The following is a 24624-nucleotide window of genomic DNA, read 5'->3' as shown; positions in this document are numbered from 1 at the left end:
GACTTAGACGCCATCATGCGCAGCGGGCGCCTCTTCAATCGCATGGGCAAGAGCGGCTGCCGCCAGAAGGTCGTTCATCTGCCGAAAGTTGGCGTCCCAGCTGACGCTGGAGAGCATCCGGTCAACTTGCGGCAACCAGGTCGCGGAAGCGCCACGCCGGGCCAGAAGTTCTGCGCAGGCGGCGATAAAGGCGGGCGTGGTACCTGCGATCTTCAGGGCGTCGAGATCAGAGTAGTGCCGCACCACATCGCGCACCGGAGTCGAGACGACCTGCCGCCCGCCCGCCAGATATTCCAGCGTCTTGGTCGGGCTGATATGGCGCGTTGCCTCATTGATCGCAAAGGGCATCAGGGCCAGATCCCAGCCCGACAGATAGGCGGGCAGCTCTTCATAGGTTTTCTGTCCCAGCCAGTGGATGTTCGGCGCGTGCGGCAAATCGGCGGGGTCAAGCTTGGCCACCGGGCCGATCATGACGATCTGCCAGTCCGGCCGTGCCGCGGCCATGTCGCGCAGCAGGCCAAGATCCAGCCGTTCATCGATCACGCCGTAATAGCCCAGGCGGGGCTGCGGGATCGTCGCCTGATCCGCCGGATCGGTCAGTCCCGCGCGGGCGGTGGCGAAATGCGGGGTATCCACACTGGAAGGAAAGGGATGGATATTGGCGTGCTGGTCGCGCTTTGCCTCGTAAAGGCTGTAGCCCCCTGTAAAGACCACATCTGCCGCCGCCAAAAGCGCCGCCTCGTTCTGACGCAGATCCGGTGGAGCAAAACGGAAGGACGACAGCTCATCCATACAGTCATAGACGATGGCCGAGGCGGTGATGTGCCGCGCCAGGGGCCACATCTGGGGCGTATAGAACCACAGCACGGGCGCGTGGATGCCGGTGATCAGCAGCAATTGGTCCAACCGCCGCGACAAAGCCAGCGCAGCCTCTGCCGGAGCGAAGCGGATCGGCACGCGGGGGCGGATCGCCTGAACGGTGGTTCCGGCGAAGGCATGAAACTCCAGATACGGCAGGTGGTGATCCGTCGGGATCGCCTCCTCCCAGAACCAGACCGGACGGTGCCGGGCAAAGCGCCGCATCAGATGCTGGGGCCGCTGCAAGACGAAATCCCACCGCAGATGCGAAAAGCAGATCAGCGGGGCAGGCGTATCACAGGCCGCAAGGGCGGCAGTTTTGGGCGACAAGACATTCATGCGCTGATCTTCTTTCTCAGCCGGGCCTGCTGGATCAGCCGGCCAAGGCGCCGCACCGAATGCGGCCATGTCCAGTGCTGCTGGACCACAGGTCGGGGGAATAGAGATGGGCCGTCTCGATCAGCCGGTTCATGGCGGCAGGGAAGTCCTGCTCGGTCGCGGTCAGGCCGGTGTCAGGGCGGATGTATTGGCGGCCGCAGACCAGCCCCGCATTGGCCAGCACCGGCAGGCCCGCCAGCATATATTCGGTCAGGATCGCAGGCGCGCCATCGTGAACGCCGCAAACGACGCCGATCTTCGCCCGATTGATCAGACGGTTCACCTCGTCATGGCCAACGGGGCCAATCCAGTCGATTGCCAGACCGCGATGATCCGCCTCACCTTTCAGGCTGTCGGTCAGGTGACCGTAGCCGACGACGCAAAGTGCACGGCGCTCCGGCAGATGTGACAGCGCATCCAGCAGCAGATCATGCCGCTTGTAGGCTTGGGTGGCCGCGACATAGACCACGTCATAATCCTTGGCTGCCCCGGTGGGATGGAAGGTCTGGTCCGAGGCGAATTCCGGCCCGATCGGCATCACCTCACACAAGGCATCAGGATGGCGGGCGCGGATGTCCTGCGATTGCCATTCAGCCCCGGTCAGGAAGAGGTCAAAATGGCGGCTGATCTCGAAGGGGATGCGCAGGGCGGGCGCGTCGATGGAATTGTAGATCTTCACGCTGTTGGCGCAGGCGGTCAGAATGTCCTCGGTCACGCCCAAACCCCAGACGCACAGGATCGCCGGAGCTCCGCGTTCCCGGATGGCGGCCAAAGCTTCAGCAGACCCGTAGGGCGCGCCGTGACCGTCGGCGCGCAAGGTCCGGTAGGTCAGCCCGGAAGGGCCGCTTTTGCCTGCGATATCACGACCGGCATCCGTGCCCGCAAACCGCCAGACTTCGGCAGAGGTGGCCAGACCTGCGGCAACACAAGACAGCGGCAGCCGTTCAAGATAACCACCCACAACTTCGGGCCGCAGCGACGGGCAGGACGGCGGCAGATTGCGCCAGCTTTCGCAAAGCGCTGCCGGGCCGATCCCGCTTTCGCGGGGCGGGACAGGATCGCAGAAATCCGAAATCGCAATGATGCCCGCGTCCATTGGTTCTCTCGCTGAGGATGCGCGGGGTGCGGCCTGTCTTCTGGGCCATTCCGCAGCCTCTCAACCGGGCCGGCACGCCAATGTTCCCGCATATGATCGCTGGCGCAGTTTGGCTGTCTGCCGGAACATAATGGCAGCATTCCTGTTGGAGCGACCAAGCATGTGGGCCCTGGGTTGCGCATGCGCTGTAAGCCTCATCAAACAGCGGAGCATCGCGTGGCGGGAACGATCATGATCGTCGGAGCGGGCCTGTCGGGCGCCGTCATTGGTCGCACATTGGCCGAGCAGGGCGTGCAGGTGCGCATCGTTGATCAACGCGACCATGTGGCTGGCAACTGCCACACGCTCAGGGACCCGGACACCGGCGTGATGGTCCATACCTACGGGCCGCATATCTTTCACACCGATGATGCCGGGGTCTGGGACTATGTGAACCGCTTTGCGACGTTCCGGCCGTTCCTGAACGGGTCAAAATCACCTCAGGGGGCGCGGTTTATGCGCTGCCCGTCAACCTCCATACGATCAACCAGTTCTTCGGCGCGACGATGAACCCGGAAGAGGCCCGCGAGTTTTTGGAGACCAGGGCTGATCTCTCGATAACCGATCCGCAAACCTTCGAGGAACAGGCGCTGCGCTTTGTCGGATCTGATCTTTATGAGGCGTTTTTCAAGGGTTACACCCAAAAGCAATGGGGCTGTTCACCGCGCGATCTGCCCGCCAGCATTCTCAAACGGCTGCCGATCCGCTTTAACTATGACGACAACTATTTCTTCCATGCGTTTCAGGGCATGCCGAAGATGGCTATACCGCGCTGGTCGAACGCATCCTGGATCATCCCGGCATCCATGTGGACCTGAACAGCCGATTTGATCGCGGTGAGGCCGGGCAGTTCGACCATGTGTTCTACTCAGGCCCGATAGATGGCTGGTTTGGCTATGACATTGGCCGTCTGGGCTATCGCACGCTGGATTTCGAGCGATTCACCCATCTGGGGGACTGGCAGGGCTGTGCGGTGATGAACTATGGAGAACTGGCCGTTCCCTACACGCGGATCACCGAACACAAGCATTTCGCCCGTGGGAGGATCACGCAGGTTCCGTGCTTTACCGTGAATACAGTCGCGCCTGCGGCCCTGACGATATCCCCTACTACCCCATTCGCCAGATCCGCGAGAAAGATCTGCTGAGACAATACGTCGCCAGAGCCGATGCCGAGACCCATGTAACCTTTGTCGGACGGCTGGGCACCTACCGCTATCTGGACATGGACGTTACCATCCGTGAGGCGCTGGACTGCGCCAACAGATTTCTTGTCGAGGGTGGCGCAGCCCTGCGGTTCTCGGCGGCGCCGCTGTGAGGCTGGCTCGGGCTACTTCGGCATCTCTCTGCGATCTGTATCAGGTGTCTGCCGGGTTTCTGGCATCTGATGCGGCGAAAAAGAAGCGCACCATGGCGGTGCTGGCGTCGGGGCCCTGCGCATCGGTGTAAGAGCCGCGGGCAGAACCGCCGGACCATGCATGACCCAGGCCTTCAATTTCCCAATGCTCGACCAGCGGCGCTCCCGCACTGTCTTCGGTCACCGTGCGGCGATAGGAGCGGCCGCCTGCCTGGCCGCGATCCTCGGACTGGAGGGTCTGCCGAGGCCCAAGAGCCAGCACGCGCCGGGCGATCTGCTCTCCATTCACCGGACAGACCGTGGTGTCGGCCGTGCCGTGCAGGATGATAGTGGGCATCGGCGTGGTTCCCGCCAAAGGCGTAGGGTCTCCCCCGTTTCCGGCCATGGCCGCAAAGGCAGACGGCACATCTTTTGCCGCACCGCCAGGAAGGCCGGAATGCGCGCCCACCGCAGCGAAGACATCCGGGTAGGTCTCACCCAGGATCACCGCCATCGCAGCCCCGGCGGACAGGCCGGCGACAAACGTCTTGCCCGAGGGCACAAAGTGTTCTGTGGCCAGCTTGCGCGCCAGACCGGCAAGAATGGCAGGCTCACCCAAGTCACGCCGCTGGTCACCCCGGCGGAACCAGTTCCAGCAGGATTGCGCATTCTCGCCGCGGGATTGATGCGGGTAGACCACGATGAAGCCATGCGTCTCTGCCAGAGCGTTCATCCCGGTGCCCGCCGCGAAATCCTCGGGCGTCTGGGTGCAGCCATGCAGCATGACGATCATGCCCGTGGCACCGCTTTGCGCCGATGCCGGGATATAGGTGCGATAGCGACGGCTGCCCGCTGCACAGCTGAACTGATCCTCAGAGAAACGGGCGCCTTCGGGTAGAGCCGGCTCTGAAGCTGTGGTCTCTTGCGGCCGAAAGCGGGCCATCATCTGCTGCAAGGAGCCTGCAGCCTGAGGGTTGGGCGCAGTGCTGGCCCCGCCCTGAACGAGGCCGTGTTGCGCCAGGGTCCGCATGACCAGATCATTGGCAGAGGACGGGTTGGCAATTAATGGGGCGCCTGCGCGCAGCCGGGCGATCGCCGCGCGCGATGCCCCTGTGGGAAAGGCTTTCATTTCATATTTCCTTTTCGGGGCTACCGGATGCGGTCGATGAGGGCCTTCCTGACTTCTGCAGATGCCTGCAGCCCGCCAAGAACGGTGATCGAGCCGATCACGGCCCGTGCGAGCTCGGGTGAGACGTCAGATGCGATGCGCGCAAGGCCCAGCACCCTGACGTGCAGGATCTCTCCGGCATCGCGCAGCGCCTCGAGGTCTGCCCGGGTATAGTCGCGCAGCCCCAACTCCAGCGTATGGCGCTGGATCGAGGTGTTGACCGCGTCCCCATGGGCATCAAGCTGCTTGCGGATCGCCGTGCGGATGAAATCGCTACGGTTGGAGTAGAACCCTTCCTGGACCAGCAGATCGATCCGACCGAGGTCGACATAACCCAGATTGATGGTGATCTTTTCGCTCTCGGGCTGCGCATCCCGTAGCTGTTTGACATTACTCAAAGCCATTCTCCATCCGTGCGGATGGTATATGGATGTATATTTATGGGTTTCAAGAGCTGTGAGTATTTGCCTCTGCCATTCGAAAGAGCCAAAGACGCCGCTTCACGAGAGGCGGTTCGTCCTGTCCCGGGGTACGGGCGTCCCCCGGAACATTTCTCGCAGCGGCAGGTTGAGGGGATATCAAGTCCTTACAACTTCAGGAGTTCCCCATGACCAGGCTTCTTGCTTCCACCGCACTGCTCGCAATCCTTGCGATGCCGGCAGTTTCGCAAACAACAGATGATCCTGCAGCACCAGCAACCACAGATGCGCCGGCAACCAGCGATACACCTGCTTTGGATGGCACCACGGCGCCCCTTGATGGTATGGCACCAGCGCCTGCCGATGGCAGCACGAGCACCGGCGACGCTCCGTCAGGTGAAGTTTCTGCCACCGGGTTTGGCTATGCCTCGGCAATGGGCGACATGTCTGCCAATACTTTCATCGGCAAGCGCCTCTATGTGTCAGAGGCTGATGTCGATGCAGCCGTTGAAATGACGGAGGCCGGCGAAGGCTGGGATGACATTGGGGAAATCAGCGATCTCGTCATCGGGCAGGATGGAAATGTGAAAGCCGTTCTGATCGATATCGGGGGCTTCCTCGGCATGGGTGAGAGAACGGTTTCTGTCTCGAAGGACCAGATCGACGTGATCCGGGATGGCGACAGTGAAGATGACTATTTCCTCGTTTTCAAGGCGGATCGTGCGGCCCTCGAGGGTGCCCCGGAATATGTGTGGCCTGCTGATCAGTAAGGCTGACAGGGAGCGGCGGCTGCATCCAGCCACCGCTCCCAAACGGAAGCCTTCAAGGCGCGTAAACCTGTGCAAGGCGCTCGATGGGGAGGAACATCGTGTTCGGCGTCCTCCATCCTCGCTGGCCCGGGTCCTTTGACAGTGATTTCCGGACGGTTGTTCATTCCTCCGGTGGAAGCAACTCCGGGTTCCAGACGATTTCCCAAAGATGACCATCCGGGTCTCGGAAATAGCCCGCGTAGCCGCCATAGAAAGTTTCCTTCGAGGATTTGATCACCTCGGCACCTGCCCGTGACGCAGCCGCCATCGCCTCATCAACCTCTTGCCGACTCGCGACATTGTGCCCGAGGGTGACGGCGGTCGGGCTCACCGGCTGCATCGGCAAACCGGTGTCATGGGCTATATCGCGTTGTGCCCATAAGGCGAGTTTCAGACCGCCCGACAGGTCGAAGAATGCAACTGCCCCATGTTCGAACTCCTTACCGGCGATACCCTTCGTCGGCAGTCCGAGCCCGTCACGGTAGAAGATAACCGACCGCTCCAGGTCGGTAACCCCAAGCGTTAAAACAGAAATTCTGGGTTTCATCTCATGCCCCCTCTACCGGCATCCACATCGCGCAGACGCCTTGATAGTCTTGGGCCGCTGGGTTTCAACGGAAGGACCCGACTTGCGGGGGCCGGGCCAACCTTCCCGAGCCTTACCTGTTTCAGACAGGTAAAGCCTATGCCGGGTGCTCGGGGCGGTCAATGCCTCCATGGGACCTCATAGTCACCGTCGTGGCCGGGTTTTTGCAACGCTACCAGACGGTCGGGAATATTCTGGACTGCGGAGTAGCAGCATTGTTTGCGCCCGACCGTCCGGAAAGGGCCGCGCCTTCCACTGCGTCAGCAAGGAAAATCGAAATGCGGCTCTTCGCGCCGATCTGAGCGCTTTCGGCCCATAACAGCGCCAGCCTATCCACCGCTTCGGCGCGCCGGGGATCATGAATACCGATCAGGGCAGCCAGTTCACGTCCTTCGCCTGGACTGATCGGCTGAAGCGCGGCGGCACCCGCATCTCGATGGACGGCAAAGGACGCTGCATCGACAACGTCTTCATCGAGCGCCTGTGGAGGTCCCTGAAATACGAATGCGTCTACCTGCACGCCTGGGAGACCGGGTCGCAAGCAAAGGCCGCCATCGGATCTTGGATCACTTTCTACAACCATCGGCGCCCACACATTGCCCATGGCGGGTTGCCCCCGCCGTGGTCTACTTCAACAGGATCGAAGCCGACCGGCAGGCACTGGCAGTAGTTTAAATATCTCCGAAAACTGTCCAATGGTCGGGGAGTAGCTCAGAGGCAGATCCTGCAACCTTCAGCCATGCTTATTCGCACCGTTAAGATGGCAGCGGACAAAGCGCCAATCCGGACTGACGGCCTTCTAAGTTTGGCGGACCAGCTGCTCGAGAACGTTGAAGAGGTGGCTCTCGTTTGTCGGCTTGCCGACGTTCGGGACACTGGCAAGGATGGCGCCTCCGAACAGCTCTGGGCGATCATATGCACTGGCGAGGGCGAACGGCACGCCTAGAGATTTCAGGGCTTCTGCAACAGGGGTAACCATTTCGGTGCCGAGATTCACGTCGAGCAGCGCCACTGCAGGGCGCTCGAGCTCCAAGAGGCGGAGCGCATCCTTTACGGAAGGGGCGAGGCCAGTTACGCGCCACCCTCGGTCCTCGAACATGGTCTCTAAGCTCATGGCGATCATGAACTCGTCCTCGACGATCAGAACCGTTTTTTCCATTTGATAAAAAGCTACTTGGACAGGCTTTCCTTGAGCGGAATCGTCACCTCGATGCTCAAACCATCAGGAGCATAGGATGGTTCCACGGTGCCGCCCAATGCGTAAACAATCGCAGCTTTAATGACCTTGGTGCCGTAGCCTGTGGTCTCCGGAGTCCTAACAGTCGGCCCCCCACGCTCAGCCCAAGTCAGTTTCAGAACTCCACCGTGGTCGACGACCTGCCATCCGATCCGCACTTGACCGCCCGGCGCCGACAGCGCGCCATACTTGACGGAATTTGTTGCCAGCTCGTGCATCACCATGCAGAGCGTCATTGTCTTCCGAGGCCCGAAATCGACTGGCGGACCCGGTTCGATGACGACCCTCGCTGGTCCGCCCATGTATGGGGCCAAGACACGTTCCAGCATCTGTTCGAGGCCGAGGTCTTCGTCGTCGGAGTAAGCAAGCTGCTGCGCTCCAACGAGCGCACGGAATCGGCCCAAGAACGCATCACGATACTCTTCTGCGGAGATGCCCTTCACTGGCATCTGCCGAGCTATCGACTCTGTCACTCCGAGCAGGTTCTTCATCCGGTGAAGAATTTCGCCGAACAGCAAGTCTTTGCCAACATCGCTGCGCACGTTCTCTGTGACATCAGCGAACGACAACAGCATCGTGTGGTTGGCGCCGTCCGGATGATACAAAGTCCGCGCAGTCAGCAGCATGGTCCTGCGCCCGAGCGTCGGGAAATCATGATCGACACGATAGTTGATGATGACCGAGGCTTTCGGAATGACATCCGTCAACAGGCGCCGCAGGTCTGGTATATCCCACTGACCATTGCCGAGTTCATAGATGCCTTTGCCGATCGTTTCATCCCGGTCCACCCCAAAGATGCTGAAGAAGGACCGGCTGGCCGCCTGCACGCAGAGGGCGGAATCGAGCACAAGCAAAGGGTCTGAAATGGTATCGACGATGCCTTGCAGCTGGACATGCCCCGTCCGCAAGATGCGGTAGAGATCTTCTGTGTACATGGTGCAGGCCTCCGTCCGTTGCTGCCCACTCTGCGCGCGCAGGCCGATCCAAGCAAGCAAGAGGTCCGGTACAGCCGAGCATCCTCACAGCTTTCTCGAGATCATATCGGAAACTTGCCCGGTGCCGACGTCTTCCATCACAGCCGCGCAGGCGCGGCGCTCGCCGCAATCGTCATCTACTGATTATGAATCCTGACCCTAAAAAAGGGAAGGCAGCCGCTTATTTCCGGCCAAATAAAACACAGATCCACGCGCCGACCCTTCACTTTCTTGATTTGAAGCCGCTGTCTGACCTGATCGTAACTGCGCTTAGTAAAGAACTGGAACGTCGCTCAAAGATCAAGCGCGGCAAGAAACTTGCACCAGCGAAAGTGACCATCACCCGTGAGGGCCGAGACGCCGCGCCCTGAATGACCATGCCGCTACGGTTCGCCATGGCTCAACGAGACATGGCGGGACGTTTTCAAGCGGCAGGGAGGGCAGGGTGCTGTGGCTCGGGTCGTCGGCCGGTTTAGCCGGCGCACGACCAGGGCACGGCCCGGCTTGCCGGGGTTCGTCCAGCATAGATCAGGAAAAAGAACGGCCCCACCGAGGCGGGGCCAGAGTACTTCCCTCACCACGAAGGAATTTGTGTTGCGCGGACGGATAGCATATATGAATATTCAAGAAACGTGAAAATGGATATTCTCACATGCCGCTCTACATCCGCAGTGAAGAGGTCGACACCCTCGCGATCAAGCTATCCCTCATGACCGGCAGCACGAAGACTGATGCGGTCAAGACAGCACTTATCGACGCCATAGACCGCGCGAAAACGAAGCCTGCCGTCCTCGATCAGATAGCATCCCTTCAGGCCAAGGTGAAGGAAGACGGGTTCCGGGCCATGCCCGACCAGAAGGCGTTTGACGATGAAATGTCGGGCGGAATCTGATGTTTCTCGACAGCTCTGTTTTGATGGCGATCCTTCTGCAGGAACCTGATGCCGAGGATCTGGTAAGGCAGATCATGGGGTCGAAGAAGAAGCCGACGACTTCGCCGGTCGTCCGGTATGAGGTTGTGGTATCGTTGGCGCGCAGCCGCAGCGGGGGGAAGAAAATCACGCCTGAAGACACAGAGCTGGCGGCAGAACGCTATGAGGAACTGCTGAAGCTACTGGACTGCACAGAGGCAATGATCACCCCTAACGTAGCCCGGCAGGCGGTACAGGCGGCATCCACCTATGGCAAGGTCTCGGGGCATCCTGCCGATCTGAACATGGGAGACTGTTTCAGCTATGCGATGGCATCGGCATACAAGATCCCGCTGCTTTACAAGGGCAATGATTTTGCGAAAACCGACTTGGGCTAAAGCTCCGTTGATAGCCCCAAGCCTGATGCTGTCATGCCTTCCCGCGGTTGCGACTGAAGACCTGCGAGGCCGGGTTTCCGTGATCGACGGGAACATTCTTGAAATGCACGGTCAGAGGATCCGCCTATTTGGAATGGATGCCCCGAAGGGCGGCAGACGTGCAAGACTGCCAGCTACAGGCCTCGATGGTCCGACAGCCGGGAAAACGGTGATCTGCGAACAGCGCGATATAGACCGTATGCCTGGGTTGTCGCGGTCCGCCGCATAGCTGACAATACTCTGGGTGCGATGCTGGTGGCTAAGGGCCTTGCAGTAGCCTGCCGGTCCTACAGCCGTGACTATGTGGCCGCAGAGGAATAGGCTCGCACCGCCGGTATGGGCACGTGGTCAAGCGACCTCAAGAACCCCATGGAATGGCGCAAAATCAGTAAATTATTGATTTGTTTACATAATAACCCTTATGCGACGCTGCTGTGTAAGCGGGGTGGGTTCTATTTAGAAACGCGACACGCCATAGTTTTCAGGCTGTTGCAATTCGAGGAGAACCCCGCTTGGCACCGCATCTCACCCTTAATGAGCGCCGGATCGTCGCCGGGCTGCTGCACCGCAAAGTCAGCATGACGCAGATCGCGGTTCGGCTCGGTCGCCATCGCTCGACCATCCACCGCGAGATCCGGCGCAATTTCTGGCATGATCCCGAAGTGCCGATGGCGACGGGATATTGGCACCTGAATGCCCAGCATATGGCTTCAGCGCGACGGTCGCGGCAGCGCAAACTGATCTGGCACGATGACCTGCGCCTGGCTGTGATCGATCGGTTGAAAGACGGCTGGTCGCCAGAACAGATCGCTGGCCGTTTGCGTCACGAAGGCCACCTGCCTCGGGTCTGCCACGAGACGATCTACAGCTACGTCTACTCGAAAGACGGTCAAGCCCTGGAGCTTGGTCGCCATTTGCCTGAACGCCGGCGCAAACGGAAAGCGCGCTATGCTCGCAAGCCACAAAGCCTTGTATTTCCAGAGCGTTGCATGATCCGCTATCGTCCTGATCTGGTCGGGGCGCGTGAGGTTTTCGGCCATTGGGAAACGGATCTGATGATTTTCCGGCGTGAATTTGGCCCGGCCAATATCGCAACCGTGGTGGAGCGTGTCAGCCGCTATACGGTCCTGTTTCGCAATAATGACCGCCGTTCGAAGCCGATCATGAATATCCTGATCGGCCTGCTGTCGCCCCTGCCCGGCTTTGTTGCGCAAATCCGGTTATGTCCGGAGTTCCCCTTTCCCCTGACAGACCTATCCCGCGCGCAGCGTGAGGGGCGTTCCAAGGGCGGTGAAGCGGTTCAGGATGGCCGCCCTGATCTGAAGCTCGGCCACCTGTCTGTCGAAGTCGCGCGACATGACGCGCTCTCCCAAGAGTTTGAAGCAGCGCATCTTTGCCTCGACCAGGCTTCGTCGGTGATAGCCGGCCCAGCGTTTCCAGATCGCTCGGCCAAGACGGCGGCAACTGCGCAGGGCGTTGTTGCGCGCGACCGCCCCTGCCGTGTGTTCCTTCCACGGCTTGCCGTTCCTGCGGGGCGGGATGACTGCCGCTGCCCCGCGCGCCGCAATGGCGGCGTGACAGGCCCGCGTGTCATAGGCCCCATCGGCGGTGACCATGCCCAAGGGCTGATCGCCAGGGATCTGGTTCAGCAGGTCGGGCATAACGGGCGCATCGCCGATCCGGCTGCCTGTGATCTCGATAGCCCGGATTTCCAGCGTCTCAGCATCAATCCCGAGGTGAACCTTGCGCCAGTCCCGCGGCTTCGACGGGCCGTGTTTCTTGGCCAGCCACTCGCCATCGCCCTCGGCTTTCACGCCAGTGCTGTCGATCAGCAGGTGCAGAGCGCCTGAGCTGGGGCGGCAGGGGATGTGGACGATCAAGGTCTTTTGGCGACGGCATAGGGTGCTGAAGTCCGGCACCGGCCAATCAAGCCCGGCAAGCTCAAGCAGACTGGCGATCATGCCAGTCGTCTGCCGTAGCGGTAGTCCGAACAGGGTCTTCAGCGTCAGGCAGGTCTGGATCGCGGCATAAGTGAAGACGGGCTGACGACCACGCTTGCCGGTTGGCGCGGCAAGCCACTGCGTCCTGGGGTCAAACCAGATCGACAGCGACCCACGCCGCGCAAGCGCAGCATTGTAGTCATGCCAGTTCGTGGTGCGGTAAGTCGGCGGCTTCGGTCTGCTCATACCGCCTGACTAACAGAGTGGATTCGTGAGGTGAATCCTACGCTGCATTTGCCCAACAAAGCCTCCCTGAAGCGGCGTGGCTCCCTGATGGTGTGGTTTGATCCGGAGATGGCCTGGTTCGCGGTCCCGAGCGGCAAGGCGGGTCACCCTGAGAGGTTTTCGGCGGCGGCCATACAGTTTTGCCTCTCTATCAAAGTTATGTTCGGGTTGCCGCTTCGTCAAACGACAGGGTTTGTGGAGAGCCTTCTGGCCCTGTCAGGGCTCGACTGGCCCGTGCCAGATTACACAACGCTCTGCCGCAGGCAGAAGCACCTTAAGGTGCAGATCCCGTATCGTGCGGCGTCCGGGCCGCTGCATCTGCTGGTGGACAGCACCGGAATCAAGTTCTCGGGCGAAGGCGAGTGGCAGGTCCGCAAGCATGGGGCCAGCCGCCGTCGCCAGTGGCGCAAGATCCACATAGGTGTTGATGCTGATACGCTGGAAGTCCGGGCCGTCGAGATGACCAGCAACCGCATCGGGGATGCGCCTGTTCTGCCCGATCTGTTGGCGCAGATCCCGGTGCATGAGCGGATCGGCAGTGTCACCGCCGACGGCATTTATGACACCAAGGGGTGCCATGCCGCCATCGCAGCTCGAGCGGCCGATGCCATCATACCGCCACGACGAAATGCCCGGGACTGGAAGGACATGATCCAGCCTCCAGGCGCGCAACGAAGCCCTGCGTGCCTGCAAGCGCTTCGGACGGGCCAACTGGAAGAAATGGTCCGGATATCATCGACGAAGTCGCGTGGAGGCCAAAATTAGATGCCTCAAACTGCTGGGCGAGCGCATCATGGCCAGAGACTTCGACAGGCAGGATGCAGAGGTTCAGATCCGCATCGCACTCATGAACCGCTTCACTTCACTCGGGACGCCCGAGACCGTGCGCATGCGATGACACAAGCCGGGAAAGGGGCACATGCGGCCTCAATCAGAATAGCGCAACAAAGCCCCGTTGAGGCGACATCAGAACGCGGTTCGCGGCAAAGGGCGGACCGTCAGCCTGATGAAAAGTCAGAAATATTCCAATAACACCAAACCTCGCCTGACGGGCCTTCCCTCTACATCGACCCCAATTTATCGGAATCTTGCCATTCCGCTACGAGGGCCTGAAAAAGCCACGCCACGGGCGTCGCGCGCGCCATCGGCGCGCCCAGCCCCTCCCCCCGCAAGGCCCAGCTGACGCAGCGGAGCCTTGCGGGGGGCATTCAGGGAAATCTTCGCTGCGACAGCTCGCTTGTGCGGCCAACCGGGCGCGGCTATCACACATGGTAACTTTACCAGATGCTCTCAACAGCTGTGATCAACTGCTCTATCGGACCGATAAGCGCCTCTGTCCGAAAGCGGCCGGAGCGGTCACGGAGCACCTGCGAGCGCATTCCGGAAAAGGCAAAAAGAGGCCTCGGAGCGATACAGTATGCTGGAAATCAAAATCCCGGAGTCGCTGAAGGCCCTTGATGATCGACTGGGCCGGAGATTTTCCTCCGCTCCGGATACGGCTGACTTCCTACCGGAAGAAAAAGTTGACCTCGATGCAATGGAAAGCATGACTGTCGAAAAGCTGACATCCAGTAAGGATGGCCGACGGGTCGACATGGCGCATCAGATCAGGCTGTTGTCAAAGATTTTCGCCGGCCGATCTGAGCTTGAATTCCTGCATGCAGTTGTGATCTCATACCTGCGGCGGGACACCCCCCACACTCGCAAAGCTTGGCACCTTTTCAGAAGGCTTTGGCAGAGAAAGCCGATTTCCTTGTTGAAAATCTGAGCGCCCGCTGGCTGATCTCAGCCCTTCAGACATTCTATGATCATAGTGAGGTTCCGGAAGAGCGCATCGCGGGTGGCCTGGGGTTCACCTATGGCAATCTCATCAAAATCTATGAGACGGAGCATCATGCGAGGCGGCGCAACAGGCCGCCCGAAGCGCATGCGTTCAGGAATAAGAGCGTTCCAGGAATGTTCGGTTTCAGCCCCGGGGACGATATTCTCATTAACCTCAACGTGCTCGTGCTGGATGCCGCGAAGCGGGGCGGGCTCGCCGCTCCTGCCCTTATTCGACTGATCGCGGCCGTCGCTGCAGGCAATACGGTGTTCCAGCGCACAGACGCCCTTGCCACTGTCCCTCCCTTTTCGGATCACCCACACTTCACATACTCCTTCGATGGCAGGAAGAACCAGTCATGAGCCAGTTACCCGGAATTCTCTGCATTGGCGCTCAGAAAGCGGGAACATCCTGGCTGCATGAGAACCTGTCACTGCACCCTCAGGTATGGGTCCCTCCCTTCAAAGAGCTTCATTTTTTCGATTTCAAGTTTGTGGAGGACAGCAAAAAATGGGCGAGATGGCATGTTAAATCAAATGTCAAAAAGCTCCTCGCGGGTGGCAACCTGACCGCAGCTCGGGAAAGCCATTTTCGTTCCCTGATCGAGGAGCCAATTCTCAACGGCACCTGGTATAAGAAGGTTTTCAGTGAGATGCCTGATGACAGGGTCGGTCTGGACGTGACCCCGGAATATTGCACGCTTCCGGAAGAGGGCATTACCTTCATGAGGAAGTATCTCAAGGATCCAGTATCATATACATTATTAGGGATCCCGTGGAGCGGGCGATCTCACAGGCCAAGATGAATATGAAGCGCAAAGGCCTTCCCTTGCACGACGAGGCGTGCTGGCTGGAAGCGGTTCGCGACCCGGTTATCAATGCCCGTGGGGACTATCGGAGCTATGTGCCCTTGTGGGACGCGGGCGGCATGAAAATATCCTATATGGCATTTGGCGATATCGCGAGCAGACCTACAGAATTCCTCAAGGAAGTCGAGCAGTTCTGCGGCCTTGAATTCGGGCATTACCCTAACGCTCACAGGCCGGTCTTCGCGACAGGGCAAGGGAACCCGCCCGCCTCGGTCAGAGCACTGCTGGAGCAGCAACTCACCACACAGCGGCAGTTTCTGATCGAGAGGTTCGGCCCCGATTTTGTGAGCCGGACCTGAGTGGGGAACGGCTTCTGTCGGCAATGCTTCATCCTGCCTCGCCGAGGCCGTTAACTTATTATTAATATGGCGCATTCATGATCAGGGAAGCGAGAGCGGCTCCGAATGCCCGGTGCGTTCGCACGCATGCCAGGATTACGGCTGGCATACACCATAGTTTCGGGAGGTTACTGAGCGATGGATACGTGTCTCACCAGATTACTGGAGAAGGCCCTCCTGGAATATGTTGAGCGTTATGGGGTGACAGAGATGGCGCGCTCTGCTCTTATAGCGTTGGGTCGAAGGGCTTGTATTGAGGGGGCCCTGCCCTACCCAGGTGTTGAAGATGGACATGCTTAGGGCTATGCGGGATTTTACGGATCGCAGTAAATGTTATTAACATGTCTGCCTTTGCGATCCATGAAGATCTTAACTCTGCTCCTGTTTGAGGTTCAACCACAGGAGTAGACTTGGGGGATAATCACGGCATTGTTGCACTTATCGGTGAGGCGTTGGCCGGAAGCGCCTCTTTACCCTTTGGGTTCAAGCCATGCGTTCGATTTAGATCTCGGCAGTGACGAGCAAATTTTAGCAGTTCATGAGCGCGCTGCGGATCTGGACTTCGGCTGTCTTGCGGTCCGGGTCGTGTAATGGGATGCGTTCACCGAAGGCCTTGAGGCACCGCCTCTTTGCTTCGATCCTGCTTCCGATGGGATTTCGGACCACCGTTTCCACGGGGCTCGGCCAGGGCGCTGCGTGGCCTTTAGGACCTTGTTGCGAGCTTTGGCGGCGGGGCGGTCCTCCTGCCATTGTGGTCCGTTCCTGTGGATGGGTATGACCGCCGTTCCGCAGCGCTTGGCGATCGAAGTGTGGCAGCGGCGGATGTCGAAGGCACCATCGCCGGTCACAGTGCCGATCTGCTCATCGGGCGGGATCTGGTCAGGCAGGTGGGGCAAAACCGGACTGTCACCGTTGTCGGTCGAGGTGAATTCTACGGCACGGACGTCGCCGGTGGCCGTGCCATCGCACGCGGCATGGCGGTCGGCGCCTCACTCCGCCAGCTGGCGCGTGACTTGGGATGGGGACCGTCAACTATCAGCCGCGAAGTGGCTGGGAACTGGGGGCGACGGCGGTATCGGCCATCCCGAGCTGAAGAGCGCGCATCGCAACAAGCCCTGCGCCCCAAGCCATGTCGGCTCGCGACCGATCCCGTTCTCTGTGGCATCGTAGCGGACAGGCTCGGGAGACGTTGGTCCCCGCAGCAGGTCCCGGGTTGGCTGAAGGCCACGTATCCCGGCAGGAGTGAGATGCAGCTGTCCTGTAACGCCCCACTGAACTTCTGCTCATGCTATAAGGAGACAGGTAGCAATGAGTGTGAGTATGGAAGACGGCGTCAAACGGTGGACCGCGAAGCGCAAGACAGCGCTGGTGATCGAGATCATTCAAGGCAAGACGACCGTTGCGGAGGCGAGCCGGTCGTCTGATCTGTCGCCCTCGGAGATCGAGGGTTGGGTCGATGACGCGAAGCGCGGGATGGAGAATTCTCTGCGGGCGAACCCGCTCGACATCCGGGAGCAATACGAGAAGCAGCTGAAGGACCTGCAGGAGGCCTATGGCGAGGCGATGCTGGAGCTGCGTGCGCGAAAAAAGTTCCAGGCCCTGCTGGATGCTCAGGACGAGAAATGATCCGCAGCATTCACCGGGGCCTGCTCGCGGAAGGGTTTGCCGTGCCGCTGACGAAACTCTGCGCCTGGTTTGGCGTCCCGCGGCGCACGGTCTACTATCTGCCGACGAAGGGGGCGCCGAAGATCGCAGCGCGCTTCGCCGAACCGATCAAAGCGATGATCGAGAGCAATCCGTCCTTCGGCTACCGCACGGTCGCCTGGCTGCTGGGGTTCAACAAGAACACGGTTCAGCGGATCTTCCGGCTCAAGGGCTGGCAGGTCCGCAAGCGGGTTCTGGGCATGCGACCGCGGATCGAAGCGATCCCTTCGGTGGCCGCCGCGCCGAACGAGCGGTGGTCGACCGACATGTGCCGGGTCTGGGCCGGGCGCGACGGCTGGACTACCCTTGCCCTCGTCATCGACTGCCACACACGCGAACTGCTCGGCTGGCACCTGTCCCGATCCGGCAAGGCCACGACGGCCGCCAGTGCGCTGGAGCATGCGCTGATCACCCGGTTCGGCACCCTCGGCCGGGTGCCAGAGCCATTCCTGCTGCGGTCGGACAATGGTCTGGTCTTCACCAGTCGCAAGTTCACGGGTTTGGTGCGCGGCTACGGGCTGAAGCAGGAGTTCATCACTCCGCATTGCCCGCAACAAAATGGCATGGTCGAGCGCGTGATCCGGACGCTGAAGGAGCAATGCGTCCATCGCCAGCGCTTCGACAGCATCCAGCACGCCGCCCGCGCGATCGGTGAATGGATCGGCTTCTACAACCATCAGCGCCCGCATCAGGCGCTGAAGATGAAAACGCCAGCACAGGCATTCGCCTTAGCGGCTTAACTTGAGCAGAAACTGATGGGTCATTACAGGTTGGGCTTGGTCAGCCTGTGCTCAATCCCGTTTGCCTCACAAATCATGTCGAAGCGCATCGGCCGGGAACAGATGGTGTTCCGGTTGCGAGGCTGCTCTGCGAACTGAATGCCGTTGTCGGTGAGAATGGTGTGAACCTGATAAGGCACGGCTTCGAGCATGTGCTGAAGGAATTCCCAGGCTGTCTTCCTGTCAGCTTTATCGACGAGTTGGGTCACGGCGAACTTGCTCGTGCGGTCGATGCCGACGAACAAATATAGTTTGCCTTCAGCGGTCTGCACCTCAGCGATGTCGATGTGGAAGAAGCCGATCGGGTAGCGTTTGAACTTCGACCGCTTCGGCTTGTCGCCCTCCATATCAGGCAGGCGCGAGATGCCGTGGCGCTGCAGGCAGCGGTGCAGCGCGGATCGGGTCAGATGGGGAATGGATGGCTGCAGGGCGTAAAGGCAGTCATCCAATGGCAGCAGCGTATGGCGGCGGAATGCTACGGCCATTGCTTCTTCCGCCTCGGTTAGGACAGTGGATCGTGGCTCCGAAGGCCCCGTCTTCATATCCTCGACGCTCGCCCGCTTGCGCCACTTCGCAACGGTCTTGGGATTGATGCCCAACTCACGGCTCAACTGCGCGAGCGAAGCTTGCGATCGCTGTATTGCTGCTCGGACAGCGTGCGTTGGTCTTGGCGCTGCCGTGTCGAACTTGTCCCATAGGGTATCCTTCCACTCCAGAGAAAGGATCGCACCATCAAACCGTGCGATCAAACACGATGCGACTTATCTGAAAGCGCATCGCACGGCCTCCAGCCTGCGGTTAAAAAAGGGGCGCGCGGCAGGCTGATCGGGCGCACGAAGGGTGGGATGAACACGAAGCTTCATGCCGTCGCCGATGCTCAGGGCCGCCCGATCCGTTTGTTCGTCACCGCAGGCCCCGTCAGCGGCTACACCGGAGCCGCTGCCATGCTGAGCAGCCTGCCGCAGGCAGAATGGATGCTGGCCGACCGGGGATACGATGCTGACTGGTTCAGAGATGCGTTAAAAGACAAAGGGATAAAGGCATGCATCCCCGGCCGGAAGGGCAGGAAGAAAGCCATCGTCCTGACACCGGACACGGTGAGCGGTGAACTTCAGATTGAGGTCCGAGGCGATCTGGCGGGCATTCTGACGATTTCTTTGGAACGCAAAAATCCCGCCTTTTGGCGGGCAGTTCGCAATTTGTTTTGGTTGCGGGGACGCACTTCCAGAAATTCTTGCCTTTGCATCATGAGTCCGGCAGTCCCCTCCGGAACTTGCGGCCTAGCCTTCTGTCCAAGGCTGGCAGATCAATTTTTCAATAGTTTCTCGACCGTCATCCCCGTGCATGCTTCAGCCTCCAGGACAACCAGTGCAGCCGCGCGCGCGTCCTCTCCGGCATCATGGTGTTCAAAAACGAGATTCGGTCGCTCCTTCAGATGGGCGAGACCATGGCCGCCGTTGCCGCGGAACTCGGGCCAGGCGTAGCGCGCTATCCTGACACTGTCGTGCCAGCGCCAGCGCGACGGATCCAGGCCGCCACGGAACAGGCGCCCAAAATCGCCCGCCGATCAAAATCGCTGTGTTGGATCACCTGATGCCTGTCGAGCAACGGCGCCAGCGCCGCAATCACCGGCGTGAAACCCGGAGCGCCACGCGCCTCATTGGGTCCGCTTCCATGCAGCCGGGAATTGAAGGCCGAGAGATCTGTGCCCGGATTGACATAAACAGCCCACGCCTCGACCAGATAGTCCGCCCTGAGTCAGGCAATGCCGATCTGACAGATGCTCGCGCTGTCGCTGTTGGCCGCTCAGGCAGAAAACCAGGGATCAGCCTGCGCAACGGCCCGGGCGTGCGCGGTGCGGTGTCACCTACTGCGCGCGCGCGCCGCCCGCTCGGCTCGCAGAACCAGAACGCCTATTAGACCCACCGCGACCAGCGCAGCACAAAGGGCCACTCCCCCGGATAGGCCGGCGCGATGCAGCAGAAACGTCACCGCCATGCCCGTGGTGTAGTGGTTCAGATACAACGGATAGCTCAGATCCCCCAGAAAACGCAGGACCGGCTGCATCCGGCGCGGCGCATCCCAGTGCAGAGACCTGATCAGCACTGCCAGCGACAGAAGCCAAATCAGGACCGACGCCACCCTTGCGCCCACTCCAGCCCCGGCCTGCAGCGCAATGTCTACGAGGCCAAGCGCTGCAAACACGCCCATGGCGCAAAGCATGCCGATGTCGGGCCGGGCACGCCGCGAGCCATGGATCATCATGCCAAGCGCGAAGAACACCCCGTGTTGCAACAACAGAAGCTTAAAGGGGAAACGGCCCAGCAGGGCCTGAAGCACTTCCATCCCACCCAGAGTGGCCCAGAGCAGCAGGGCCAGATGCACCGCGCTGAGGCCTCCGATCACCAGTGCCACACGCAGCAGCCGTCCTGTGCGACCGCAAAGGATGACCAGCGCGATCCAGGTGTAGAACACCGCCTCGACGACCAGGGACCACACGACCCCGTCGATATAGGGCCCAACCGGCAACAGCAGCGCCGAGTGCAGGAATCGGGGCAGCAGGGGCAGAAGATCAGCCCCCGTCAGCCAGAGTGCTGCTACGCTGATCGCACCGGAAATCCACAGGGCAGGCAAGATGCGCCAGCCCCGCGCCATGACAAAGCGCGCCGCACCCCGGGCACCGCTGCGGCCCTCCGCGCTCATCGCGATGACAAAGCCCGAGATGACGAAGAAGATCTCAACGCCGACCGCCCCGGTGCCGATCATCGGCGCCAGCCAGGGCCAGGCGCGCGCGTCCGGCACGAGCGTCACCTCCGGCACACTGGCCCGATAGACGGCGAAATGGTTCAGCAGCACCAGCACGGCAGCGAAAAAGCGCAGAAGGTCGAGGCCATGAAGATGGTGTTGGGGGGGCATTCTGGCCGGGCAGAACTTGCAGCAGCAGACATGGTGCTCTCCCGCAGAACCGCGCGAAGATGGGTGCCTTTGCGGGCAAAGCTGCGGCTGTTCCGACAGGCTAGCGCATCAGGCCTGTTATGGCGAATCCAAAGCCGCAACTGTCGGTCAGAAATTCCTGCGTTTTTCGCCTCGCAACAGTCCGGATCCGCCCGCCTTTCCGCTATGAAACCATGGCGATTCCCGTTATTCTTTGCCGCGGAACGATCCTGACGCGAGCCGCCTGCTTCAGACGGATCCGCAAAAGATGAACATGCGCTGAATATCCTTACTACATCTGCCTGAGACGCCCTTTTTTCAAAGGTTCGTATTACCGGGAGACAAAGGAATGAAGGCCCAGGAAGACACAGCCGTGATCGCGCGCTTTCCGGTCTCGGTCAATCAGCAGCGATGTCTGGTGATGGAGCAGGTGAGCCCCGGAACGAAGGGGCTGAATCTTGCTGTGCGGTGGGAAATCCGTGGCGCCGTCCCTGATGATCTGGTGGAAGAAGCGTTCCAGCGTATCACCGACCGGCATGAGATCCTGCGCAGCCGTTTTGGCAGTCTCGACAAGGACCCTCAGCAAGAGGTGCTGGGCCATATCGCCTTTCGGCTGGCCCGGTTCGACATCCGCGCGATGCCAGGCCCGGATCAGGAGGCCCGGATCCGGGCGATTGCGGTTGAGCACGCGGCCGAACGCTTCGAGCTGACCGCAGCCGGGCTGATGCGGGTCGCGCTGGTGCGGACCGGCCAGGACCGGGTGACCCTGCTGATCGCCGCGCATAACAGCGTGTTCGACGGTTTCTCCATCGGGATTCTGGGCCATGAATTCGGCACCATCCTGGCCGCGCTTATCGCCGGAGAGAAGCCCGACCTGCCGCCCCTGCCGCTGCAATATGGCGATTACGCCTTGTGGCAACAGGATCTTGACCGCTGCGGGACCCTTGCGGCCGAGGCTGAGATCTGGGCAGACCACCTGCAAGGCATGACGTATTTTGAGGTGCCGGGTGATTATTCGCGCCGCCGGGTGCCGCCTGCCTCGGGCAGCGTTGGCCGCGACCTGCCCGCCGGTTTCGAGCAGCGCAGCGCCGAAGCCGCCCGCCAGAATGACGCTTCGGTCTTCGCACTTGGCACGGCCGCGGTGACGGCGGCCCTGGCACGCTTCACCGGACGGCAGGATGTCAGCTATGCGATCCAGATTGCCGGGCGGGACGAATCCGATCTTGAACCGCTGATCGGCATCTTCACCAACCCGCTTGTTTGTTTTGCGCTTTGACCTGGCCGAGGGGGCCACGCTGCAGGATCAGATTGCCCGCACAAGGGATGAACTGGCCTTCGCAATGGAACATGCGGTCCTGCCGTTTGACCGGCTAGTGGCGCGCATCAATCCTCCGCGCGATCCGCTGCGCATTCCGCTGGTCTCGGTTATGTTCAACCTGCAACGGGTGTTTCTGCGGGAAAAGAATTACGGAGCCTTGGCGCTGGTCTCAGTTCCCTCGCATTCACCAGGCTCGCTGTATGATCTGAACATCAATGTAATCGGGCGCAGTTCGGGCTGGCGCATTGCGCTCGATTACAACGCCGCGATGTTCAGTGCAGAAACCGCAGGGGCGCTGGTGGATCTTTACGCAACCGTGCTGCAGCTGATGCTGGATCGCCCCGCAACCCGCATCTCCGACCTGCCCGGCCCGATGCCGGAGGTGACCGCGCCGGGAGTCGCCGCACCGGAAAGCCAGGCTCCCGCTCCCGCTCCCGCACCCTTTGCCGTTCCCCCGGCCCATGATCTGCGGCTTGCCCGGATCTGGGCTTCTGTGCTGGCGCGCGAAGAAACTGCGGTCCGCGGCAATTTCTTTGATCTTGGCGGCTATTCGGTTCTGGCCCTGCGGATGCTGTCGGCGGTGCAGGAAGAATTTGGCAAGCGCCCCTCGCTGGCGCAATTCCTTGAAGACCCCAGCTTTGACGGGCTGGCCAACTGTCTGGCCGAGGGCCGGGCCGAAGCGACGGGAAACCCCATCTGGCAGCTGATCGAATTCCAGCGCGAGCTCGCCCCTGCCCCGGTGTTGCTTACACTGAACCAGACCTTTCTGTTCCAGTCGGTGACCCGCCAGATCAGGGCCCGGGCCACCCTGGCTAATCTCGCAATCCCCGGCGCCGAGGCGCTGATGCGCGAGGCCGATCTTGGGTTCGAAGCCGCCATGCAGGAGGCGGCGGCGCTGATCCGGCAAATCTATGGCAAGCGTCCGCTGATCCTCTTCGGGCTCTGTGTCGACGGACGGCTGGCCCTGCGCATCGCGCAACTGCTGGAGCAGGCGGGGTGTGCGCCACCCATGGTCGCGATGATCGACACCTGGGCGCCCGGGGTCGCACGCCGCCTGCCCGCCGGGCGGCGGTTGCGCCATGCGCTGCGTCGGCGACTGGCTCGGCTGAGCTATTTCACCCGGCTGCGGCTGCGCGGCAGGATCCCGACCGGAGAGTATCTGCGTCAGTTCCGCCTGACGCGGCGCCTAATGGCGGCATTCGGCCAGCATGGGGGGGCGCCGAGATGGAACAACATGTCGCAGCGGTTGTGGATGTCATGGTCAGACAGACCCGTGACTACCATTTCCCGCCTATACGGGTGAGGTGCTCCTGTTCGTGACCGAAGAACAGGCGCGGCTTAACGCGGGCGGGCGGATGGGCTGGGACGATCTGCTGGCACCGGATACGCCGGTCTTCCCGGTTTCGGGATGGCATGGCGACGCGCTGTCGCGCAGCGGCTATGAGGGCATCCTGCGGGTGATCGAAACAAGGATGGGCCGGATCGCCGCGGCACAGCCGGGTTAGGGCCTTGCGCATCGCCCTTGTCGCCGCGCCGGACTGGCAACCCGCCCCCTGGCAGGCCCGGATCATCGACCGCATCTCGCGCGATCCGCTGCTGCAGCTGGTGGCTCTGATCCCCGGTGTGCCACGGGGGCTCCCCGATCCCGCGCTGGCGCTGCGGGGCTGCTCCTGACCGAAGGGGCGCTGCTGCACCGGCGGCTGCCGCTTCCGGACCCCACGGCCGCCCGAACACTGGTGCGGGACCTGCCGCGCAAAACGGCAAAGGGGGCAAGCGCTGATCTGGCGCTGGCGCTGGATCTTTGCGCGCTGCCACCGGCGGATCTGGCCGCCTGCCCGATGGGGGAATGGTCGCTCTCATTCGCGGGTCTGCCACCGGGTGCCCTGCCCGAGAGACTGCTTCCCCGATCATCGGACCCAACCGGCCTGCTGCCGGTCTCCGTCACCGCTCGGACAATGGACAGGGCGATGTACGGGGCGCATGACATCCTGCGCCGGGCTTTAACCCCAAGGCGCTGACCAGTCTCAACGCGTGTTTTCTGACGGAAAAGGCAGGGCTCTTATTGATAAAGGCGCTGCGCCTTGCGGCCCTGGATCAGCTGCCCCGCCCGTTGCGCCCCTGCACCCGCCCGCTCTTCGGGCCTCGCGGCCGTGCTGGGCTATGGCACAGCGACGGTCGGCCAGATTGCGGCCCGCGCCTGACGCGGCTCCGCGAGAAGAGGTCGCGCGGGCGGGAGCTTCTGGGCGCTGGCCGCAGGCTCAGGCGGTATCGCCGACCTCGCGCCCCGCTCGGCAGAGCCACTGCCGCGACTTCGCCATGCCATGGCGGACCCGTTCCTCTTTGATCACGAGGGTCGGCTGTACCTGTTTTATGAGGCGCAGAATGCTGAC

At 61.2% G+C, this 24624-nt stretch carries 24 protein-coding genes and 6 pseudogenes; 18 read left to right on the top strand and 12 right to left on the bottom strand.

Annotated elements, in window-relative coordinates:
• Positions 1-3: 3 nt before the first annotated feature.
• Positions 4-1197 (bottom strand): glycosyltransferase, encoded by a 1194-nt coding sequence (locus QNO18_RS24125; protein ID WP_283180000.1) that lies wholly within the window; start codon positions 1195-1197, stop codon positions 4-6.
• Positions 1198-1231: 34 nt separating this feature from the next.
• A complete protein-coding gene (locus tag QNO18_RS24120; RefSeq protein WP_283179999.1) occupies positions 1232-2332 on the bottom strand; it encodes a glycosyltransferase in 1101 nt (366 codons plus the stop codon).
• A gap of 180 nt (positions 2333-2512) precedes the next feature.
• Here QNO18_RS24120 and glf point away from each other — a divergent pair.
• A pseudogene (glf, locus tag QNO18_RS24115) lies at positions 2513-3688 on the top strand (UDP-galactopyranose mutase).
• A gap of 40 nt (positions 3689-3728) precedes the next feature.
• On the opposite strand, the gene QNO18_RS24110 reads toward glf, so the two are convergent.
• Both QNO18_RS24110 and QNO18_RS24105 read right to left on the bottom strand, forming a co-directional pair.
• Positions 3729-4835 (bottom strand): PHB depolymerase family esterase, encoded by a 1107-nt coding sequence (locus QNO18_RS24110; protein ID WP_283179998.1) that lies wholly within the window; start codon positions 4833-4835, stop codon positions 3729-3731.
• Positions 4836-4855: 20 nt separating this feature from the next.
• Positions 4856-5278 (bottom strand): CopG family transcriptional regulator, encoded by a 423-nt coding sequence (locus tag QNO18_RS24105; RefSeq protein WP_283179997.1) that lies wholly within the window; start codon positions 5276-5278, stop codon positions 4856-4858.
• A 203-nt stretch (positions 5279-5481) separates the two neighbouring features.
• On the opposite strand from QNO18_RS24105, the gene QNO18_RS24100 reads away from it, so the two are divergent.
• A complete protein-coding gene (locus QNO18_RS24100) occupies positions 5482-6063 on the top strand; it encodes a PRC-barrel domain-containing protein (RefSeq protein ID WP_283179996.1) in 582 nt (193 codons plus the stop codon).
• 160 nt (positions 6064-6223) lie between these two features.
• Here QNO18_RS24100 and QNO18_RS24095 read toward each other — a convergent pair whose 3' ends face one another.
• On the bottom strand, positions 6224-6649 hold the full coding sequence (locus QNO18_RS24095) for a VOC family protein (RefSeq protein WP_283179995.1): 426 nt from the start codon (positions 6647-6649) through the stop codon (positions 6224-6226).
• A 376-nt stretch (positions 6650-7025) separates the two neighbouring features.
• Between QNO18_RS24095 and QNO18_RS24090 the strand changes: the two are divergent.
• Positions 7026-7363, top strand: a pseudogene (locus tag QNO18_RS24090) (integrase core domain-containing protein); the annotation flags it as partial.
• A gap of 124 nt (positions 7364-7487) precedes the next feature.
• Here the strand turns inward: QNO18_RS24090 and QNO18_RS24085 are convergent.
• Positions 7488-7847 carry a response regulator gene (locus tag QNO18_RS24085; protein ID WP_283179994.1) on the bottom strand — a complete coding sequence of 120 codons (360 nt, stop codon included), beginning with the start codon at positions 7845-7847 and terminating at the stop codon, positions 7488-7490.
• Between the two features lie 11 nt (positions 7848-7858).
• Positions 7859-8860, bottom strand: a complete 1002-nt coding sequence (locus QNO18_RS24080; RefSeq protein WP_283179993.1) for a PAS domain-containing sensor histidine kinase — start codon at positions 8858-8860, stop codon at positions 7859-7861.
• 185 nt (positions 8861-9045) lie between these two features.
• Here QNO18_RS24080 and QNO18_RS24075 point away from each other — a divergent pair, with 185 nt between their 5' ends.
• From QNO18_RS24075 to QNO18_RS24065, 3 genes are all read left to right on the top strand, one after another.
• On the top strand, positions 9046-9270 hold the full coding sequence (locus QNO18_RS24075; RefSeq protein WP_283179992.1) for a hypothetical protein: 225 nt from the start codon (positions 9046-9048) through the stop codon (positions 9268-9270).
• A 281-nt stretch (positions 9271-9551) separates the two neighbouring features.
• Positions 9552-9791, top strand: a complete 240-nt coding sequence (locus QNO18_RS24070) for a type II toxin-antitoxin system VapB family antitoxin (RefSeq protein WP_283179991.1) — start codon at positions 9552-9554, stop codon at positions 9789-9791.
• Positions 9791-10207, top strand: coding sequence for a type II toxin-antitoxin system VapC family toxin (locus QNO18_RS24065; protein ID WP_283179990.1), 417 nt, complete (start codon positions 9791-9793; stop codon positions 10205-10207). Before QNO18_RS24070 ends, QNO18_RS24065 begins: the two co-directional genes overlap by 1 nt.
• A 749-nt stretch (positions 10208-10956) precedes the next feature.
• Here the strand turns inward: QNO18_RS24065 and QNO18_RS24060 are convergent.
• Together QNO18_RS24060 and QNO18_RS24055 are read right to left on the bottom strand one after the other, a co-directional pair.
• Complete coding sequence (locus QNO18_RS24060) at positions 10957-11460, bottom strand: hypothetical protein (RefSeq protein WP_283179989.1); 504 nt, start codon at positions 11458-11460, stop codon at positions 10957-10959.
• A 39-nt stretch (positions 11461-11499) separates the two neighbouring features.
• Positions 11500-12432, bottom strand: a complete 933-nt coding sequence (locus tag QNO18_RS24055) for an IS5 family transposase (protein WP_283179988.1) — start codon at positions 12430-12432, stop codon at positions 11500-11502.
• Between the two features lie 21 nt (positions 12433-12453).
• On the opposite strand from QNO18_RS24055, the pseudogene QNO18_RS24050 reads away from it, so the two are divergent.
• The 5 genes and pseudogenes from QNO18_RS24050 to QNO18_RS24030 all read left to right on the top strand — a co-directional run bounded on the left by QNO18_RS24050 (position 12454) and on the right by QNO18_RS24030 (position 15460).
• A pseudogene (locus tag QNO18_RS24050) lies at positions 12454-13369 on the top strand (IS5 family transposase).
• Positions 13370-13888: 519 nt separating this feature from the next.
• Positions 13889-14239 carry a hypothetical protein gene (locus QNO18_RS24045; protein WP_283179987.1) on the top strand — a complete coding sequence of 117 codons (351 nt, stop codon included), beginning with the start codon at positions 13889-13891 and terminating at the stop codon, positions 14237-14239.
• Entirely contained in the window at positions 14203-14655 is a 453-nt protein-coding gene (locus tag QNO18_RS24040) for a hypothetical protein (RefSeq protein ID WP_283179986.1), read from the top strand. The genes QNO18_RS24045 and QNO18_RS24040 overlap by 37 nt, the downstream gene beginning before the upstream one ends.
• Positions 14652-15098, top strand: a complete 447-nt coding sequence (locus QNO18_RS24035; RefSeq protein ID WP_283179985.1) for a sulfotransferase — start codon at positions 14652-14654, stop codon at positions 15096-15098. The genes QNO18_RS24040 and QNO18_RS24035 overlap by 4 nt, the downstream gene beginning before the upstream one ends.
• Positions 15095-15460 (top strand): hypothetical protein, encoded by a 366-nt coding sequence (locus QNO18_RS24030; RefSeq protein WP_283179984.1) that lies wholly within the window; start codon positions 15095-15097, stop codon positions 15458-15460. The genes QNO18_RS24035 and QNO18_RS24030 overlap by 4 nt, the downstream gene beginning before the upstream one ends.
• A 567-nt stretch (positions 15461-16027) precedes the next feature.
• Here QNO18_RS24030 and QNO18_RS24025 read toward each other — a convergent pair.
• Positions 16028-16476: pseudogene (locus QNO18_RS24025) on the bottom strand (transposase); the annotation flags it as partial.
• A 331-nt stretch (positions 16477-16807) separates the two neighbouring features.
• On the opposite strand from QNO18_RS24025, the gene QNO18_RS24020 reads away from it, so the two are divergent.
• Complete coding sequence (locus tag QNO18_RS24020) at positions 16808-17125, top strand: transposase (RefSeq protein WP_283176386.1); 318 nt, start codon at positions 16808-16810, stop codon at positions 17123-17125.
• The gene (locus tag QNO18_RS24015) at positions 17122-17943 is read left to right on the top strand and encodes an IS3 family transposase (protein ID WP_283176385.1); all 822 of its coding nucleotides are present in this window, start codon (positions 17122-17124) and stop codon (positions 17941-17943) included. The genes QNO18_RS24020 and QNO18_RS24015 overlap by 4 nt, the downstream gene beginning before the upstream one ends.
• A 35-nt stretch (positions 17944-17978) precedes the next feature.
• Here the strand turns inward: QNO18_RS24015 and QNO18_RS24010 are convergent.
• Positions 17979-18678, bottom strand: a pseudogene (locus tag QNO18_RS24010) (DDE-type integrase/transposase/recombinase); the annotation flags it as partial.
• Between the two features lie 57 nt (positions 18679-18735).
• Here QNO18_RS24010 and QNO18_RS24005 point away from each other — a divergent pair.
• Positions 18736-19061 (top strand): annotated as a pseudogene (locus QNO18_RS24005) (transposase); the annotation flags it as partial.
• Positions 19062-19845: 784 nt separating this feature from the next.
• Here the strand turns inward: QNO18_RS24005 and QNO18_RS24000 are convergent.
• Complete coding sequence (locus QNO18_RS24000) at positions 19846-20898, bottom strand: acyltransferase (protein WP_283179983.1); 1053 nt, start codon at positions 20896-20898, stop codon at positions 19846-19848.
• Between the two features lie 367 nt (positions 20899-21265).
• Between QNO18_RS24000 and QNO18_RS23995 the strand changes: the two genes are divergently transcribed.
• From QNO18_RS23995 to QNO18_RS23980, 4 genes are read left to right on the top strand one after another with little or no spacing between them, the layout of a single operon-like run.
• The gene (locus QNO18_RS23995; RefSeq protein ID WP_283179982.1) at positions 21266-22192 is read left to right on the top strand and encodes a condensation domain-containing protein; all 927 of its coding nucleotides are present in this window, start codon (positions 21266-21268) and stop codon (positions 22190-22192) included.
• Positions 22182-23537 (top strand): condensation domain-containing protein, encoded by a 1356-nt coding sequence (locus tag QNO18_RS23990; RefSeq protein WP_283179981.1) that lies wholly within the window; start codon positions 22182-22184, stop codon positions 23535-23537. Before QNO18_RS23995 ends, QNO18_RS23990 begins: the two co-directional genes overlap by 11 nt.
• A 13-nt stretch (positions 23538-23550) precedes the next feature.
• A complete protein-coding gene (locus QNO18_RS23985) occupies positions 23551-23739 on the top strand; it encodes a hypothetical protein (protein WP_283179980.1) in 189 nt (62 codons plus the stop codon).
• A gap of 4 nt (positions 23740-23743) precedes the next feature.
• Positions 23744-23908 carry a hypothetical protein gene (locus QNO18_RS23980; RefSeq protein WP_283179979.1) on the top strand — a complete coding sequence of 55 codons (165 nt, stop codon included), beginning with the start codon at positions 23744-23746 and terminating at the stop codon, positions 23906-23908.
• Positions 23909-24624: the final 716 nt, after the last annotated feature.

The organism is Gemmobacter sp. 24YEA27, from assembly GCF_030052995.1.
Lineage (GTDB): Bacteria > Pseudomonadota > Alphaproteobacteria > Rhodobacterales > Rhodobacteraceae > Pseudogemmobacter.
The sequence above is the reverse complement of the archived record's forward strand: the minus strand, read 5'-3'. Positions and strand labels throughout refer to the sequence as shown.